At 47.4% G+C, this 17,551-nt stretch carries 18 protein-coding genes; 6 read left to right on the forward strand and 12 right to left on the reverse strand.

Annotation, left to right across the window (positions count from 1 at the left end; all coding sequences use genetic code 11):
• Window positions 1–27: 27 nt before the first annotated feature.
• Window positions 28–309 (reverse strand): ArsR/SmtB family transcription factor, encoded by a 282-nt coding sequence (locus CRG97_RS32350; protein ID WP_098749556.1) that lies wholly within the window; start codon window positions 307–309, stop codon window positions 28–30.
• Window positions 310–598: 289 nt separating this feature from the next.
• Here CRG97_RS32350 and CRG97_RS32355 point away from each other — a divergent pair, with 289 nt between their 5' ends.
• Complete coding sequence (locus CRG97_RS32355) at window positions 599–1,132, forward strand: sigma-70 family RNA polymerase sigma factor (RefSeq protein ID WP_343225221.1); 534 nt, start codon at window positions 599–601, stop codon at window positions 1,130–1,132.
• Window positions 1,122–2,444, forward strand: a complete 1,323-nt coding sequence (locus CRG97_RS32360) for a hypothetical protein (RefSeq protein ID WP_098749557.1) — start codon at window positions 1,122–1,124, stop codon at window positions 2,442–2,444. The genes CRG97_RS32355 and CRG97_RS32360 overlap by 11 nt, the downstream gene beginning before the upstream one ends.
• A 306-nt stretch (window positions 2,445–2,750) precedes the next feature.
• Here CRG97_RS32360 and CRG97_RS32365 read toward each other — a convergent pair whose 3' ends face one another.
• Entirely contained in the window at window positions 2,751–3,626 is an 876-nt protein-coding gene (locus CRG97_RS32365; protein ID WP_237566641.1) for a DUF4261 domain-containing protein, read from the reverse strand.
• Between the two features lie 334 nt (window positions 3,627–3,960).
• On the opposite strand from CRG97_RS32365, the gene CRG97_RS32370 reads away from it, so the two are divergent.
• Complete coding sequence (locus tag CRG97_RS32370; RefSeq protein WP_098749558.1) at window positions 3,961–5,067, forward strand: PRK06851 family protein; 1,107 nt, start codon at window positions 3,961–3,963, stop codon at window positions 5,065–5,067.
• Window positions 5,068–5,547: 480 nt separating this feature from the next.
• Here CRG97_RS32370 and CRG97_RS32375 read toward each other — a convergent pair whose 3' ends face one another.
• The 4 genes from CRG97_RS32375 to CRG97_RS32390 form a co-directional block, all read right to left on the reverse strand.
• A complete protein-coding gene (locus CRG97_RS32375) occupies window positions 5,548–6,258 on the reverse strand; it encodes a class I SAM-dependent methyltransferase (protein WP_098749559.1) in 711 nt (236 codons plus the stop codon).
• Between the two features lie 281 nt (window positions 6,259–6,539).
• Entirely contained in the window at window positions 6,540–7,019 is a 480-nt protein-coding gene (gene rlmH / locus CRG97_RS32380) for a 23S rRNA (pseudouridine(1915)-N(3))-methyltransferase RlmH (RefSeq protein WP_098749560.1), read from the reverse strand.
• A gap of 262 nt (window positions 7,020–7,281) precedes the next feature.
• Window positions 7,282–8,406, reverse strand: a complete 1,125-nt coding sequence (locus tag CRG97_RS32385; protein ID WP_237566642.1) for a cytochrome P450 — start codon at window positions 8,404–8,406, stop codon at window positions 7,282–7,284.
• 79 nt (window positions 8,407–8,485) lie between these two features.
• Window positions 8,486–9,064, reverse strand: a complete 579-nt coding sequence (locus tag CRG97_RS32390) for a TetR/AcrR family transcriptional regulator (RefSeq protein ID WP_098749562.1) — start codon at window positions 9,062–9,064, stop codon at window positions 8,486–8,488.
• 267 nt (window positions 9,065–9,331) lie between these two features.
• Between CRG97_RS32390 and CRG97_RS32395 the strand changes: the two genes are divergently transcribed.
• The 3 genes from CRG97_RS32395 (at window position 9,332) to CRG97_RS32405 (ending at window position 10,404) form a co-directional block, all read left to right on the forward strand.
• Entirely contained in the window at window positions 9,332–9,505 is a 174-nt protein-coding gene (locus CRG97_RS32395) for a DUF3934 family protein (protein WP_098749563.1), read from the forward strand.
• 44 nt (window positions 9,506–9,549) lie between these two features.
• Window positions 9,550–10,002, forward strand: coding sequence for a HEAT repeat domain-containing protein (locus CRG97_RS32400; protein WP_202619027.1), 453 nt, complete (start codon window positions 9,550–9,552; stop codon window positions 10,000–10,002).
• 108 nt (window positions 10,003–10,110) lie between these two features.
• A complete protein-coding gene (locus tag CRG97_RS32405; RefSeq protein WP_098749565.1) occupies window positions 10,111–10,404 on the forward strand; it encodes a hypothetical protein in 294 nt (97 codons plus the stop codon).
• Window positions 10,405–10,507: 103 nt separating this feature from the next.
• On the opposite strand, the gene CRG97_RS32410 is transcribed toward CRG97_RS32405, so the two are convergent.
• From CRG97_RS32410 to CRG97_RS32435, 6 genes are all read right to left on the reverse strand, one after another.
• On the reverse strand, window positions 10,508–11,560 hold the full coding sequence (locus tag CRG97_RS32410) for a GTPase (protein WP_098749566.1): 1,053 nt from the start codon (window positions 11,558–11,560) through the stop codon (window positions 10,508–10,510).
• Window positions 11,561–11,749: 189 nt separating this feature from the next.
• A complete protein-coding gene (locus tag CRG97_RS32415) occupies window positions 11,750–11,917 on the reverse strand; it encodes a CxxH/CxxC protein (RefSeq protein WP_006207301.1) in 168 nt (55 codons plus the stop codon).
• A 417-nt stretch (window positions 11,918–12,334) separates the two neighbouring features.
• The gene (locus CRG97_RS32420) at window positions 12,335–13,702 is read right to left on the reverse strand and encodes a S1C family serine protease (protein ID WP_098749567.1); all 1,368 of its coding nucleotides are present in this window, start codon (window positions 13,700–13,702) and stop codon (window positions 12,335–12,337) included.
• A 1,073-nt stretch (window positions 13,703–14,775) separates the two neighbouring features.
• Window positions 14,776–15,723: a nucleoside hydrolase gene (locus CRG97_RS32425; RefSeq protein ID WP_098749568.1), complete on the reverse strand. Its 948-nt coding sequence runs from the start codon at window positions 15,721–15,723 to the stop codon at window positions 14,776–14,778.
• Between the two features lie 31 nt (window positions 15,724–15,754).
• Window positions 15,755–16,588 (reverse strand): carbohydrate ABC transporter permease, encoded by an 834-nt coding sequence (locus CRG97_RS32430; protein ID WP_098749569.1) that lies wholly within the window; start codon window positions 16,586–16,588, stop codon window positions 15,755–15,757.
• Complete coding sequence (locus CRG97_RS32435; RefSeq protein ID WP_098749570.1) at window positions 16,585–17,466, reverse strand: carbohydrate ABC transporter permease; 882 nt, start codon at window positions 17,464–17,466, stop codon at window positions 16,585–16,587. Before CRG97_RS32435 ends, CRG97_RS32430 begins: the two co-directional genes overlap by 4 nt.
• Window positions 17,467–17,551: the final 85 nt, after the last annotated feature.

The raw sequence follows: 17,551 nt of genomic DNA on the forward strand, positions 1-17,551 counted from the left end.
CACTTATAGAAATAACTTCTAAAAAAATTACGCCAACAAAAAGGGCGCAAATTTTTCTGCTATTTCTCGATTGACGTTATAGTGAATATACGATCCATTCTTGCGAGAATCAATCAAGCCAGAGTCCGTCAATTGCTTCAAATGATGCGATAGCGTCGAGCCTGCAACCGATTCAAGCCTTTCACCGACGGCGGTGAAGCATAAATTGCTCTCTTTCGCGAGCAGTAGAGCGATTTTCAGCCGGGTTGGTTCCCCCAAAGCTTTATACACTTTAACCGCTTGCCCGATATCTTCTTGATTTTCTCCCATGATAATCACCTCCCCGTATCCCTTCTGCAGTTCTATAACTATCGAAACCAATATTAGCACCAAGCCATTCAAAAGTAAAGGGGGCGCCTTGGTTTTGCGCCCCGATCAGCGCCGGTAGAACGTAACCAGCCCAGCCCGCGATCCTGCACATGGTAAATAAGTGCGTAAGACGGATGTGATTTGGTGACTTCACCAATACACCTCTAAACAATTTTCTCGAATTAAATATTGGATAATAAAGCCATTGCTTGCTTTGGTACGTCTAATTAGATATATGAACTAAAAGTGGGTGAGGAGAATCGAAAATCTCGTACATAAAGCACGATTAGGTGATCACCATGCGTACATCACGTTATTTCAGCAATATGAGCAGCAATTGTATCGAACAGCCTTCGTGTACGTGAACAATCAACAGGACGCTTTGGATGTCATCCAAGAAACGGCCTATCGCTCATTCAAGCTAATTGCGACCCTGAGGGAACCAAAATATTTTAAAACGTGGTTAATCCGAATTTGTATAACTTGTGCAATTGATCTGCTTCGCCAACGAAAAAAAGTCGTTCACCTAAAGCCCGAACACATGGAATTTGCTGTCGGTAATGAGGATTACGATGTGCCGCTTTCGATTTCATTGAAACAATTAATTGAACAATTAGATGAGGATGAACGAAGCGTAGTCCTGCTGAGATTCTATCATGATTTCACGATCAAGGAGATTGCCGAAGTCCTGCAAATCCCTCTCGGTACCAGCAAAACGATACTATACCGCGCCTTGCATAAGCTAAGGAAGGTAGTTAAGGAGGAGTCTGTATATGAGCAATAATATAAAACAAGCCATTGAAGAAATCCCTATTCCTGCAATGCTTCATGAACGAAGTCTAAACGGTATTCACCAAGCGAAAGAAGAATGGGATACGGCATTAGCTATCCCCAAGAGGAGAAAGCGGATTATAAATCGAGTTGTTGCAGCTTCCTTGATCGGCGTACTCTCCATTAGCGCAGCAGTTACATTCAATCCGCATCTTTCAGCTGCAATTCAAAGGGCACTACAATTCATTCCAGGAATCGGTGTGGTTCAAGACAGTAGCATAGATTCTTATATGCTAACAGAACCAGTTGATATTAAACTCAGCAATCATGACGTTACCATAACTGCTATGTTGGTTCAAAAGGATATGACGACGATTGAATTGAACGCATATACAGAAAGTTCTTTTAAGATTAATATCATAAGCGAATCTGGTAAGGTGTTCGAAAGCTCATCTGTTTCAACATATGGTGGCGGTAGCTTTTCAAAAATCACACATAAGTTCTATGGTCATGTTGATATTAAAGATTATGCACAGTTGTCTTTTGATGATTTCAAGAAGGAGGTATTTACCATTCCACTTAGCAAGATGGATAGCATTGACAGCCTAAACGCTATCGGTGATTCCATGGAAATCGATGATCTCGAGATTACGGCTATTCCAACTCCTGCAGGTCATAAGGGCAGAATATTTTTAAGTACGAAACACTCGAATCCATTCAGATATAATGAACATAGTTCTGCTGAGAAAGGTGATCTTATTATACTGAATGAAAACATCAGCGTTACGGATGAATTTGGTAATGACTATCCAATAGATAACAAGGGCACATGGATTCCTTTTAAAGACATTTATTTCAACTTGGGAAACTCAGATGTTAAGAAATACACGTTAACCATCCCGCAATTGATGAGTGTCGGTCATGAGGAAGTCAAGCTATCGATTAACGTTCCGGACGGAACAGAAGGTCCATTAAACCAATCCTTCGACATTGCTGGTTACCCCGTAGAACTGACTAAATTCAATAAATTCAAGTCGCAAGATAACAAAGACTTCATTGAGATATATGTAGAGATGCCAAATCCGCAACAGCTGAATCGTTCTTTAAAGGATTTCGATGTTTCCATAGATACTACACTTGGATCGTACAAGGCCCGTGATGCAACAACTGGCGTGTTGAAATCTTTCTCGGTTAGTTATGATCCTAACGACTCGGGGAAACTGGATGTTACTGTATCCAAACCGATTATTGATATGAAGGGGCCATGGAAATTTGAAATAGCAGCAGATAAATTTAAGAGCCAGCAGGTCGCCGAACACGAATAGGCACAGAGTCTCTGGTCTGAATGATCGTGGCAACTGCATGTACGAAATGGAAGTTTGAATTCCTGTCGTTAAGAAGCCTAGTACTTAGAAAAGAGAGCAACACGAGTGACTGCCACTCCTGGGGCGGCAGCCATATCCGGGGAAATAAAAGCATTAAAAATGAGCTAGCGGGGACATACCGCCAGCTCATTTTCGTGCCGTATCATATAGCAGGCATGTTAGTCTAAAGATGACGGTTCAGTCGGCTGGATCGGGACACCCCACGCAACTCCCGGCGCGAGGTGCGCGGTCATACGTCGGCCGGATTTATTCTCGTTCTCCTGCCGCATATTCACCTGGACTGACATCCATCACTTCTCTGGAAGGCTGGATCAGCGACATTTCGAACCTGCAAGGCCAATGCACTTCCGGCACCATCTCCCCATTCAGCAAGCCGGCGATCGTTTCGCCGTCGCTCACCGGTACATCCGCTTCAAACAAGTAGGCTGCGACATTGAATGCATGCCGTGACACGTCATTCGGATCCAATGTATGAAAGTGGTACTGGACATCCGGAAGGCCGAGCGCAAAGAGACCGAGTGAATCGATCAAGCTGTCTTCGGTCCCATGAATGGTAAAATAGCGGATATTCATGCCGAACTGCAAGAACCGCGCAGCTCCTTCGTACGGATTATCCGCAATTTCGGCCGTATGCAGCAATTTTCCGCTTGATGGAATCCAGATCGCTTTGCAGGTGGGGAACAGACTTACGGCAGCCTCCAGCCAATCCGCCAATAAGGCGCTGCGCGATTTATAATCCAGCCCCGCCGCCATGAAGTCGCTGATCAGCAGCTTATAGCGGCATTTTTCCAGAACGTCCTCGGCATCCGGCATCGTCCAAAACTGGGTGCGCTCCAAGTCGGTAATCGTCTCCGGTTGAAAAGGAGTAACGTCTGCCATCATCACCTGAGCTGGCAAGTTCCCCTCCTGGTAGGCTACTTTATAGGCCTCTACGGCAAACGACGACAATGCGCCATCTGCCGACACGGTATCCGTTTTCCCGCATCGGGTTTCTAACGCATTCCGAACGGCTTCCGCATTCGGCCGTTCCACTTTCTCCTCAAACAGCAGATACATTTGAAATAACCGCTGAAACTCACTTTTTTCATCCAAATCTTGCTGAAGCACGCGTCCGCTCTCCATTCTCCCCTACCACTCCGTTCGTATGTCGTTCCCTTCTACTATAGAGATTGCCGCACGGTTCACGCAAGTCCGGCCAGGAAATTGATTCCAAAGTCGGATCTATGGGGGTTACAGCCTTTCCCAAATCCGAAATCCCATCTCCGCCTTACGCCTATCAAAGCAGTCGGGTGAAACTGGACCTTCTTGTAGCCCCGTCAACAAATAGCGAAAAACATGGGAGAGGACGAACACCATTTTTTACAATGCGGAATATACAAATGAATAGGCACTTATCCCAATCATGCTTATTCTGTAAACTTTGCGAATCGGAATAGGTACAAAGGAGTGTTTCAGGTTGGTAGTAAAATCATCTCACTATTTTGCCCATGGCAACACTGCGCACGGAGCTCATTTCTTGTATACATCCGCATTTGATGGGCTGAACAAGATATTTGTCCTTACGGGGCCCCAAGGTACGGGGAAATCGACGGTCATTCAAAGCTTGGCGGATATCCTGCTGGATAAAGGCTTGCATGTGCAATGCTTCCACTCCCCTCTCCGTCCCGACGAACTGGATGGCATCATTTTAACGGAATTGAAGGTTGGTATTGTCGACGGGCGAGTCTGTAAGGGGATTTCGGATAGGGGGGCCGGGGAAATCGTCTTTATTCATTTCGAGGAAGCGTTTGATAACAGCCTTATTTTACCGGAACATTTCATAACGATAGAAGATCTTAGAGGCAAGCTTGAAAGCGCCTATTCAAAAGCGTATGAAACGTTCGCAACGGCATTGCAGATTCATGACGAGTGGGAAAAATATTATATCGAAAATATGGATTTCTCGAAGGCCGACCAGATTGCGCAGGATTTGATTCAAGAATTATACGCCGGTCATGAAAGCGATACGCCAACCGCTTCGCGTCACTTATTTCTCGGAGCTGCGACCCCGAGAGGTTCATTCGATTTTATTCAAAGCTTGACCGCTCAGCTGGAAAGACGGATTTTCATCAAAGGAAGGGCGGGATCTGGCAAATCGACTCTGCTGAAAAAGCTTGCCTCCGCTGCCGAAAAAAAAGGAATCGATGTGCAAGTGTTTCATTGCGGCTTTGATCCGAACAGTTTGGATATGTTGATATTCCCGAAGCTTGGAACAGCTATCTTCGACAGTACCGCTCCGCATGAATACTTTCCAGATCGGGACGGGGATGAGATCCTGGATATGTATACACGGACTATAGCTCCTGGAACAGATGAAGCTCATGCTGCCGAAATAGCCAGTATCAAAGCACGCTATTCGGCAAAAATGAAAGAGGCCACCTCCCATCTGGCCGAAGCCGAAGCCATCGATTCTCAAATTAAGGCCTACTATGTTGCAGCCACAGATTTTTCGATCGTAGAGAAACTCCATCTGCAATTACAGTCCGAATTGAATGAACTGATCGGCTCCATTAAGCTTTCATAATAAGATACAACCCAAAAGCGTTCTATTTCAGACGGGGCTCAGCAGTCCAATGCAAGCTGAGCCCCGTTTGAGATTGAATCTGCCTTCCACTTCGCCTATGGCCTTCTCCAAAACGACAGTGCGTATGGGACTGCAACGGAGCGCTCTCCCTTTATTCATGAATACATCTCTATTATATACGTGTACATTCGCCGTTTTCTCGTAGATGCGAGACACACTTTAACGTGTGTCGTATATAGAGATATATTTAATTACGGTGACCGATTGCATTCGTTACTTGTGATAAGGCTCCGCTTAACGGGCCTTCGGCGAAAAATCGAAAAGGAGCTGCCATCTGCGGCATGCTCCTTTGTTAATCACCAGTAAATCTTATACCGCCGCAACCTCCGTTACTTATGATGCGGTTCATTGTTATGTATCTAAATCCCAATAGGCTATTGACTATAAAAATATGTATCAGTGTGTACTGCAATGCGACTCTTATTGCTTATTTTTAAACATATAAAATTTACTATAAAACTCTTGGTTATTCGTGAACGTCCTATTTGCGAATGTCCTTTTCAGGACCACTTCATCAACTAGTTCCATACCAATACCTTTGAACATATTTATATATGTCTTTTCATTTCGGTAGATTGCAGCATAGTTTTTATTGACATATAGTTGGCTAGTAAATGTGGCTACCGAATCTTTTACCACAAGGTAACCATCTTTCTTAATTATTTTGGGGAATTTTGAAATAGCGTTTCTTACAATGATATCATCAGGAATTGCTGTAAAAACTCCCATGCACATTACATGATCATATACCTTTTCTGAACTAAGTTCAGTAATATTCCCAACACTAAAGTTTACATTCATAATGTTGTTATTTTCAGCCATCGTTTTGGCAAAATCAATTAAACTTTGGGACAAATCAAATGCATCAATGGATTTGCAATATTTGGAGGTCAAGATAGTGAATCGCCCATTACTACAGCCAATATCAAGAACCTCATCGTTATTTGTTAATTTAGGAATGAAAAGCTCCATCAGGGCTTTTTCTTGATTATTATATAAATCTTCTGAGCTAACATAACTGTTTTCACAAGATTCCCAGAAACTACTTGCTATTTGTTGGTGTTCCATTACTTCCTCAGTATTGGAACAATCTCTAAAAATCTCAGCACCATTATCCATAATTTTTTTCATCAACTTTTTCCTTTAATTTACCTTTTATTTTAGCATAGAAGATCCTTCTTTCATACACTATGGCTCTAACTTCCATTGTAATCGTTTTATAATATAGTAGTTTGATTAACTTTGAAAGTAGTCAACTTCACATTAGCGTTTCGCAATATTAGATTTTTTCGGCACTAAAATCATCCGATCAAAGACTATATGGAGCCCGCCTGCGCGGCGATTTTTCCCCGAGGGTCCAACCTGCGGGGCAACTTTCTTTGCTCAGCAAGCGATCGCCCCCAAAATTTGCGTTATTTATGATACGGTTCCCCCCGATTAATCTTCACCGCCCGGTAAATCTGCTCTACCAGCACCAGCCGCATCAGCTGGTGTGGCAGGGTCATCCGCCCGAAGCTGAGCTTCGTCTGGGCGCGCTTCAGTACGTCCTCGGAGAGGCCGTTAGAGCCGCCAATGACAAAGGCGACGTTGCTGGTGCCGTACGTCCCCAGCTTGTCGATGTGGGCCGCCAGTTCCTCGCTGGACCACAGCTGGCCGCCGATCGCGAGGGCGATGACGTGGGTGTCCGGCTTGATGTGGCTGAGAATGCCGACGCCCTCCTTCTCCTGCACTTGCCTCATCTCAGCTTCACTCATGTTCTCCGGGGCCTTCTCATCCGGCACCTCGTGCACGGACAAGCGCACGTAAGGCGCAAGACGCTTACTGTACTCCGCAATGCCCTGCACCAGGTACTTCTCCTTCAACTTGCCTACGCATACCATCTGTATATTCATAGCGTTTTTCGCTCCTTAAACTCTGCTGTTATGTCGTTCATTCTAACATTGTACCGACACCAATTAAAGGACATACCCTGACCTACCCCGCCTTCCTTCAGCAAGCTCCCTCATTTCCTTGTCAACACAAAAGCCAGCAGAGCGTTAGAGTTTGAGACTGCCAACTCATTTACTTCTAAGCTTGTTCGACTGTGTTTGACCAACTTACAGCGATTATCGAAAAAAAAGAGCCGCTCTCTGAGAGTGACTCTTCTCTTCGTGTCTATTTTAAAAAGGCCGGCAGCTCCTTCAGCGCAAACATCATCGTGCTATCCATCCGTTCCAGCTCTACGGAGCGATCACGGCGATATTCGGGGTAACGATCCAGCAGGGTCTGGAGGGCAATCCGGGACTCCATCCGCGCCAGCTGTGAGCCCATACAGTAGTGGATGCCGCTTCCGAGTCCCAGATGCGGGTTCGGATTCCGGTGGATGTTGAATACGTCCGGCTGCTCGAACACATCCTCGTCATGATTGGCCGAAGCCATCCAGATATAAACGAACTGTCCCCGCTTCAGCTCCTGCCCACGCAGCACCGTGTCCTGCTTCACGCTGCGGAACATCATTTGAACAGGTGAGAAGTAACGGAAGACTTCTTCGATTGCCCCTGGAAGCAGCGTTGAATCTCCAAGTACCTCTGCACGGACCTCAGGCAGGCTATCAAAGGCAAGCACCGCCGATGAGATCAGATTGGTTGTTGTTTCATTACCCGCTACGAGAAGGAGAATACAAAATCCGATAATCTCCAGGTCGGTGAGATGTTCATTGTCGATACGCGCCTCCACCAGTTTCGTAATCAGATCGTCCTGCGGATGACGACGACGATTCTCCGCGATTTCGGAGAAGTATTCGCTCATCTCCCGCTGACACTGATAATAAGCATCCCCATTGTTACCTACCAGGGCGTCCGACCACGCTTTAAATCGCTCCCGGTCCTCCATCGATACGCCGAGCATCTCGGCAATCACCGTGATCGGCAGCGGACTTGCGAGATCGGCAACGATATCCATCTTCCCCTTCTTCTCCGCTTCGTCCAGCAGGGATGTCGTGATCTCCTGGATCTTAGGGGCAAGCGATTCTATGATACGAGGTGTAAAAGCATGGGATACCAGCTTACGCAGCTGACGGTGCTTCGGCGGATCCTGCCGCAGGATGCTGGATTCAATCGGGTCATCGGAAGAAGAGGACCCTTGAGAAGAGAACACTTCGTAATTCGTGAAGACGGCTTTAACATCCACGTATTTATAAACGTTCCAGCCTCCATTACCCTCAATTGCCTCCACCGGAGATTCCGTCCGCATCTGGCGGAACCATTCCAGCGGGAGTAAACCGTTCTTATTCCATTCCATGCTTAACACCTTCGCTTTCCATCGCTAATTTTTTAAACTGACTGGTCAGTTATACGTGCTTAAAAAAAGAAGGCCTTGCTTATTCAAGCGATATAAACAGGCCTTGAGTAATCATCGTGAATGCAAATCGCTCCAGATCCTCGCGCGAATACGTATCCTGATGATTCAGATAATAATTACAGGTGCTCTCCAGCGTTCCGACAATACTAGCAGCGGCCAGATTAGGGTCAACGGCACGGCACAGGTTCTCTTCGCACTGACCTTCCTCGATGATGCTTGCCAGGAAGCTTAAATACTTCCGTTTCAGTTCCTTCAACTCGTCCAGAACATCCTGCTCGATGCCGTTCGAAATCTCATTAAATACGATGTGCGAGAAATGGCGGGATTCGAGAAACAGATCCAGATGATGGCGAATCGTGCGCTCAATCTTCTCCTTCATTGGCAGGGAGGAATTCAGGTCTGCCTCCGTCCGCTGCATGATATCTTCGAAGCCCTGCTTCACCACCGTCTTGAAGAGCTGGGATTTGCCCGGGAAGTTATAGTACAGAGTCCCCTTGGCAACCTGTGCGCGGGCTGCAATCTCGTCCATGCTTGCGCGGTGATATCCCTTCTCGGAGAATACCTCAATGGCTGCTTGGATAATTTTATCTTTGCTCACAATCGAATCGGCCCTTTCATAACTAAATTTCAGATCACCGTTCTTATTCTGACTGGTCAGTTCAAAAATAAGATACCATGCTGGGAAAAATTAGTCAACCGAAGACATGCCCCTACTTATACCTAAAACTCCATCCCCATATAATTCGATTCTTATGCTGATTTCCGTGGTATCCTATACATATGGCCCAATACAGTGTATATTTCAACAGTGCTGGTAAACAATCAGAAATATAGGGACAAGAATATACCGTAACGGAGTGATGGGTTGAGTAAATCCAAGGGCAAGGGCGGAACAGGCAGAGGCACAGGCAAGAAGGGCTGGAGCCGCTGGGATGCAAGTGCGAGAAGAGCGAAGAGTAAACCCAAACCTTATACCAGTAAAGGGGCCAAGCAGGCAGACGGTACATCGGAAGCCGAGAATCATAAAGGCACCCCGTAATGAACATATGGTACAGATCGACCTGATACATCATATTGAAGGAGATGAACGGATTGGACAATCAAGAATTAATAACGGATATGCCCGAGAATTACGAGGAGCTCAAAAGCTCCGCCAACCGGAATGCCAATTGGAGAGAACGGTTAGACGCGGTGGAAGCGTTGGGAAATTGGAAAAATCAGAAATCCATTGATATTTTGCTGCATAGACTGAATACGGATGCGGTTTATCAAGTGCGGGAGGCAGCCTATCGTAAACTCCTGGCCTTTGGTGAGGACGTGCAGATGCCGGAAAGACCCAAAGGCGAGCTGATGAAGGACGTTTCGAAGGTGTTGCTCCGCATTAAAAAAAGCCTTCCCCGTGACCACACGTATGAAGACTTCAAAGAGAAATTAAAAAAGATGAGAATCGACATCTACGATACGTACGAAGGTGACAAGGGCGATGACTTTGATCACTGGCTGGAACAGACTTGGTCTTCATTATTAAGAAGATAACAAGGCGTCAAGCCTTCCGGAGCTGACTATGTATATGAGAAATCCGGTTATGTTATACTGAACACAAATATTAGTTATAGGAGTGGTACTCTGAGAAAGCAAAAGCCCATGTCGTTTGATGATCTGTTGAAGGAATTACAAGGCCAAAAATCGGTACAGGAGGATCCGGATAACATCTCTCTGGAAAAGCTGTTCAATGAATCGTTTATGCGTAAACATTCATCGCACAGCAGTTTTGAAGATTTTGTGGTAAAAGGTAACTTCCAAGTGGAAACGCACGAAGATATCGATAACATTCCGGATGAACTGTTTGATCGTCATGTTTCTAGAGAAACCGATTTCCCGGATTGGAAATCGATGCTGGAGCAGGCAAAAGCCGATCACGCTGCGGCCATTAAGTAAATCATGATAATGTCGCTGCAATGACGCAGCTATGATCAGGGGCCGATGGCCCCTTTTTCTATTTCCATCCGTTAGATGTGGTATGCATTCGACATCGTCTTCCTTACTTCGACTCGGACTTGGATTCCGATTCCGATTCGGTTTCCGTCTCCGCCTTCTCCCTGAACCTCTTGTAGAGCTTCGTAATATTCGCCGTATTGATCTCGATGTTGTGCTCGTAAGCATATTTCACCGCATATCCCAGCGCCAGGGTGGTGGCACCCGCTACCGTTGCTCCGGCGACCGACCCCGCTCCAGGGAAAACCTTTACGATCTGCCGAAAAATGCTCTTGCCGATATTCCCGAATATCGTGGCAATGACCAGCTCCTTGGCCGTCTCCTTGCTGATCGGCCTATTGTACAGCACCGCAAGCCTGGTGAGCAGACTCACCTGAATGCCGGTAATCGGAATGATATCCGACCCCGGGATGGGTGATGCGCCTACCGCTCCTGCCGAGATCGAGGCTCCGATGATCCACCCGTTGGCAGTCGCTGACTTCTCCTTGATACTTTTGGCAAAGAGAATGTCTTTAGACTTTTTTTTAAGCATCTCCAGAATGCTGCTCCGCAGCCGGTCAATGTTCTCACCCGTCCTTGAAGATACCGGCGCAACCTCATAATGCCCACCGGTCTCCTTCTTAATCCGTGCTACCAGGCGGTCGATTTCATCTGCAGCGTCTATTTTGTTCAGCACGATCAAGATGTTCGAGTTCACGTCCTGAATCTTCTCGAAGGACTTCTTCTCCGCCTCGGAGAAGACAGTGCCCGCAGCGTTCAGGAAGAATAGAACAATATCCGCTTGTTTATAGTATTTCAAGGTGATCTCCGAGTTCGCGGTGTTCACATCATTCAACCCGGGTGTATCCATGAAGTAAATATGCTCCTTGTACTTATGCGGTTTAATTTCCGTCGTTTCTCCAGGCTCTGCCCCGATAACAGCGACCTCTTCACCCACGATCCGGTTCATGGTGGAGGACTTGCCTGTATTCACATCACCAATCAGAGCGATGAGAATTTCCTGCTTCAGCTGACGGTTGATGTCATCCATTTCCTTCTCATAGGCCTCATCGGCTGCCCGACTGATCTCGTCTTCCCATGATCTTCTATAGTCACCCATTTCTGATCGTCTCCATTCACGCTAGGTTACCCGCGCCTCCGTGTAATCTATACATCCATCATACACTACGGAGGACTGTCCACCGAAGCTTCGTTTCTTTCTATTCACTTCATCATCTCTTTAAACAAAAAAAGCGTGAATTCATCACGCTTTCTCATTTGGATTATTTATTTAATTAAAATATTCACGTTACACAACTAAAAACTCAGCATGCTTCTCGCACTCCGCGCACTTCACCGGTGGGTCCCAGTCCGAAAACTCGGTCTCCTTCAGATCAACAATATCCGGGGCATCCTCATATTCATCCACGAAATTTTCGATCGCTAGTTCCACATGTTCCTTGCATACGACGTACATTCTATGCATCCTTTCTATCTTTCGCCTCATGTTGTGTTTATCTTCAAAGCAGTATAGCCACTCTTCTGTTCTACCACACTCTACGAGAAAAAGAAATGTTTTTAACCCATTTGCTCATCCCGACCGTTTTTCAATCCACAAAAGCTTCCTATCTATCCATGGATTTCACATCCAAAGTCCTTATACCCACCATCATTTTCGATGCAGACAGCAAAAAAAGAGCGTAATCTACGCTCTTCTTCGCGGCCGTTTCACGGCTCGTATCTAACCTTTTTCAATCTCTCTATATTGGATATTATTCAACGCTAACCATAATATATACCCATGAACCTACTGCATTAAACAATGGACAAGCACATTCACTCCAAAAAAACCCGCAATGACTTGGGCCAACCAAGTCAGCCAATCCAGCCTGCATTATTCCCCAGGCTTCTCTTCCAGCTTCACCTTCAGCGACTGCAGCTTGCCGTCACGATAGAAGGTCACGTCCAGGTCTTTGCCCACCTTCGTGTTAAGGTAGAGATGCTTACGCAGCTCCAGCGTTGTCGTGATCGGTTTGCCGTCCAGTTTGACGATCACGTCGTTCAGCTGCAGACCGGCATCCAGCGCAGGTCCAAGCGCATCCAGCACGACCACGCCTTCGGTTACCGTCTTCGGCAGCTTGAGGTTCTCCTTCTCCTTCTTGCTCAGCGGAGCATACGGATTACCCAAGTCCACGGAGTATACGCCAAGATAAGGGCGTGCAATATGCCCCTTCAGCATTAGCTCGGTTACAACCTCCGTAATTTCATTGACCGGAATTGCAAACCCAAGCCCTTCTACGCCGGTGTCCGCAATTTTCATCGTGTTGATGCCGATAACTTTACCGTTCAAATCCACCAAAGCGCCCCCGCTATTCCCCTCATTAATGGCAGCGTCGGTCTGAATGACCGCCTGCTCCCAATCGTAGATGCCGTCCTGGTTCAGGGATACCGGTATCACACGGTTCGTGTAACTGACAATCCCGGATGTGAGCGTGTCGCCCAGGCCTAGCGGGTTGCCGATAGCGATGACCGTTTCGCCGAGTCGAAGCTTGGAGGAATCCCCAAACTCTGCGACTTCTCCGATGCCTTTACTGTCAATCGACAGAACAGCAATATCGCTAACTTTGTCTGTTCCGACCAACGTCGCCTTCTTCTTCTCGCCGCCTACCAGTACAACCTCAAGGGAAACGGCACCTTGAACCACATGGTTATTCGTAATCACGAAGGCTTTGCCTTCAAGTTTCTTGAAGATAACGCCAGAGCCCAGGGTGTCTTCCTGTGAACTGCCGAAATCATTTCCGAAATCAAAATCCTCACCGAAGTCGAATCCCTCCGGAAGCTCAAAGTCTCCCTCTTCCTCTGGCAGGGTACCGAAATCCTCTTCCAATCCTTCTCCCTCAGGGCCTTCCTCTTCAGGCACCGCGCTCTCTTTATGTGTCAGCACACTGACAACAACCGGTCGAACCTTCTGAGCAACGCTAATAATCCGTTCATAGGGATCCCCATCGGACGTGGACAGCTGATGGCTGCCATTAATCAGGGTAATCGGTGAAGAGGTCGCAGGATGGCCCGTTATGAAGCTGAACAGCATCACCGCAATCAGAGCACTGCACACCGAACTGATCGCGGAAATCTGGAATGTGGATAAACCCTTTTTACGGCGGGTCGTCCGCCACTTCGTTCGCTCAGGTCGGTCCTCGCTGGTATTTTTGCTCCGTCTGGAAATTTTAGTTGAATAGAAATCATCGTCAAATAATCCCATTGCGATCCCTCTCTCCCCTTGGTTGCTACGCGTCAAGATACTTTACCAGCTTCAGACCCTCCGCCATTACCGACTGACCTATGAAATCATCTTGTCGTCATAACAACCTGCCCTGTACCGAGTGTATCTAGTTTCCTATGAAATCGGCAGCGTACCACCTGTTAAATATCTCTCTATTGTAAAGACTCTTCAGCGGCTAAAAAAGTTGCATTTTTGAGCATTCTGTTTGAACTTTTATCGAAATATGGCTCTACATTGAATATTTCAATCCATAGCTTGAAATGTAGTTCCAAAAAAGGTATGTATTGCCACCCAACAGTTCAAAAAAAACCCTGTATTCTTCTATTACCACAAACAGGGCGACTTAAGCGCAAAATGTCTGTTTTTCTAAAAAAAGATGGGAAAACCTGGGCTGGTCGCATTTTAGAAATGCAAACGCCCTGGTACTTATTCGATGCAAGTGCTTAACAGAAGCAATCAGACCTTCTAGTGTTCCTATTGTACCACACGAACAGAGGTTCACGTCAGCTTTCTTTAATAAATACAAATGCCAAATTGATGGCAATTTTGAGAGTCAGTACAATGTGAGATTCTGCATTTCATAACAACGAATAACCCGTATGAACCTATTAACCTTGTATACGTGCAGACAACCCAATGGTTCCATTAAACAGGGATTTTCTTCAATCCAACTCTTCTCTTCCGGCATATCCACTATTCCTAGCAGCTGACAACCCTCATTCGCGCATTCCCCCCTTAAACAGGATACCGGACAATTATGTAAAGAAAATGGCAATATTATCGGCCTGTCATGCCAAATCGATCCATTTCGGAATGCCGAGTTACAGGCTCTCCGACGACCCACACATCATTCCTATTTGGATTCCCCACAACTTATTCATCCTAAGCCACCCATTGCGAAAATTCTTCCTGTTCCCTCTGCTTCGCCCCTGTAAACAGGATCAGCCTATCCTGTTTTCCTATTAAAAAAACCAGAAACCGTAGGGTTTCTGGTTGAAGATGAATCTAGCTTATGCGTTCACTATTGATAAGTTAATTAGCTCTCCCCGCAATTACGCGAGCACGGCATCCATCACCATTCGTAAGAAACGGCGGTAGTCCGCTTCATAGGCCACATTAATTTCGGGCAAATGTTCCCAAGTATGGTGATGGCGCGTATCCAAAATCGTCATGCCCAGGGTCAATTCCCCCTTCGTCTCGATCCCGACCTTGCCCTTCACGTATTGAATCAAAGAAGGCTCGATTACCGCGGCGACAGCCATCGAATCGATGAGCACGCAATACGATTCAAAGCCGCGTCTCAGCACGAATTGAACCATGTTATGCAGGAAGTCTGCCTCGCGGTTCGGCGACTGCTTCAGCTCAGCCAGCTCGGTCTCCGTAAAGTTCACGTCAAAATGGGTAGCCACATCCAATCCGATGGCATACAGCGGCACGCCTGAGTTAAATACGATCTCCGCAGCTTCCGGATCCACGTACACATTCCACTCACTCTGCGGATTATCGCCGGTAGCGTTGGCTGTTGCATATTTATTGAGTCCATAGGAACCGGCAATCGCCGTGATCGAGCTGATCATCGGTTTGATCTCCGGTGCAATCATCATGGCCAGCGCCACATTGGTCAGGGGACCCAGCGCCAGAATATGAATATCTCCCTCGTTCTTCTTGACCATCTCTATAATCATATCAGCGCCATGCAGACTTGATAGCTCCAGCTTCGGCGCCGGCAGATGATACTCAGCTTGTCCGTCCGAGCCATGGCTGAACGGATCGGAAGCCAGTGCCCGCACCAGCGGTTTCCCCATGCCCTTGGCCACAGGGATATCGCTCTTCCCAAGCAGCTCCATGACTTTCAGGGCATTCGCGCTGGTCACATCGATCGGATAGTTACCGGCTACCGTCGTAACCGCCTCTACCTGAAGCGCAGGGGATTTGATTGCCAAGATCAGAGCCAGAGAATCGTCCATCCCCGGATCACAGTCGATAATTACTTTTTTCATTGTTTTCTTCCTCTCTCCATACGAAAAAATATTACTTTACGCTTCCCTGGGTGAGACCGCTCACCAGATAGCGCTGGAACACAATCGTCAGGACAATCACAGGCAAGCTGGAGATCAAGCCGCTAGCCGACATCAGCCCCCGGTCCAATCCGCGCTCGCTTACGAAGGTGCTCGTCAGGACCGGCATCGTCTTCGTATGCGCGCCCGACAACGTCACTGCGAACAGGAACTCATTCCAGCAGAAGATGAAGCAGATCAGCCCCGCAGCCGCAATGCCCGGCATGACCACCGGGAGCACAATTCGGAAGAATAGTCCGATGCGGGAACAGCCGTCCATCATCGCCGCCTCCTCCATCTCCACGGGCAGCTGGGCGAAGAAAGAACGGAGCAGCCATATAATAAGCGCCATATTCAGCGCCGAATAGGTAATGATTAATAGAACATACGTATCCAGCAGATTCACGCGATAAGCCAGCAGAAAGATCGGCACAATAACGACCACGGGCGGAATCATCCGCGTCATCAAGAGCAGATTCGGCAACAGCGGGCCCCCTGTACGGAATCGTTCAATCGAATAAGCCGCAATGGCACCGATGAGCACGGTGATCAGCGTGGCAATTCCGGAAATCAGCAGGCTGTTCACCAGACTTGTCACGAAATCCGGGTTCTCAAACAGGGTCAGGTAGCTGTCAAAGACCGGCTGCTCCGGGAACCAGACGGGTGGAATGGCCATTTGATCAACGGGGCGTTTAATCGACGTCAGAGCCACCCATACAATCGGCAGCATGAAGAAGAGGAGGAACAGGAGAAGTATTCCTGTTTTGATTCCTGTAAACAGATGGCGTTTCCGTCTTCGGCTGTTCATTGCTTCTTCCCTCCCCGGCTAAGCATATAGAGCGCACCAAATATGACAACGGCCAGCAGAATCATCACGGCGGTGGAAACAGCCGACGCATACCCCATGTCATAGCGGCTAAATGCGATTTTATAGTTGTATACCGACACCAGCTCGGTTGCCGTGCCCGGTCCACCGCTGGTCAGAATATAAACCAAGTCGAAGGTCCGGACAGCATCCATCGCCCGCAGCACGGCTACGGACAGCAAGGCTGGAGCAACCAAAGGCAGGGTCATCGACCAGAAGGTCTTCCATCTGGAAGCCCCGTCCATCTGAGCGGCCTCGTACACATCATCCGGTATCCCTTGAAGGTTAGCGAGTACCATAATCATGACAAACGGACTCCACTGCCATACATCCGCCAGAATGACCGAGAACATTGCCCAGCCCGGATCCGTCAGCAGCTTCGATGTATCGAAGGGAATATGCAGAAACTTAAAGATGGGTCCTAGCGGCGTAAATTCCGGAAGCAGGAACAGTCTCCAGGCTACCCCGACAACAACGGGAACCATCATCATAGGGACCATAAAGGCAACTTTGAAGAATGACTTCCCCCACACATGACCCTTCAGCAGCAGAGCCAGCATCGTTCCCACGATCATTTCCGCGGCAACTGCGCCTACCGTGAACTGGACACTTCTCCATAATGAATTCATGAAGGTGGTGTCCGCCAGAAGCCTTTTGAAATTATCGAGTCCAATAAATTGGATGCCCAGGTCCGGTCGCTGCAGCGGATAGGAGAAAAAACTGAGTCCCAGTGCTGCCAGAATCGGAATCAGCAGGACCAGAACGATGATCAGAATGCCCGGCAAAACGAACCATAGTCTTTCACGTGGTTGAGATGGCATTGTTCATTAACCGCCTTACATTAGAGAATATAGAGAAAGGAAGGGTGCCCCTTCCTTCTCATAGCAGCGAACTGCTGTCATTCAT

Origin of the sequence: Paenibacillus sp. EZ-K15 (genome assembly GCF_002573715.1) — a bacterium.
Lineage (GTDB): Bacteria > Bacillota > Bacilli > Paenibacillales > Paenibacillaceae > Paenibacillus_AQ.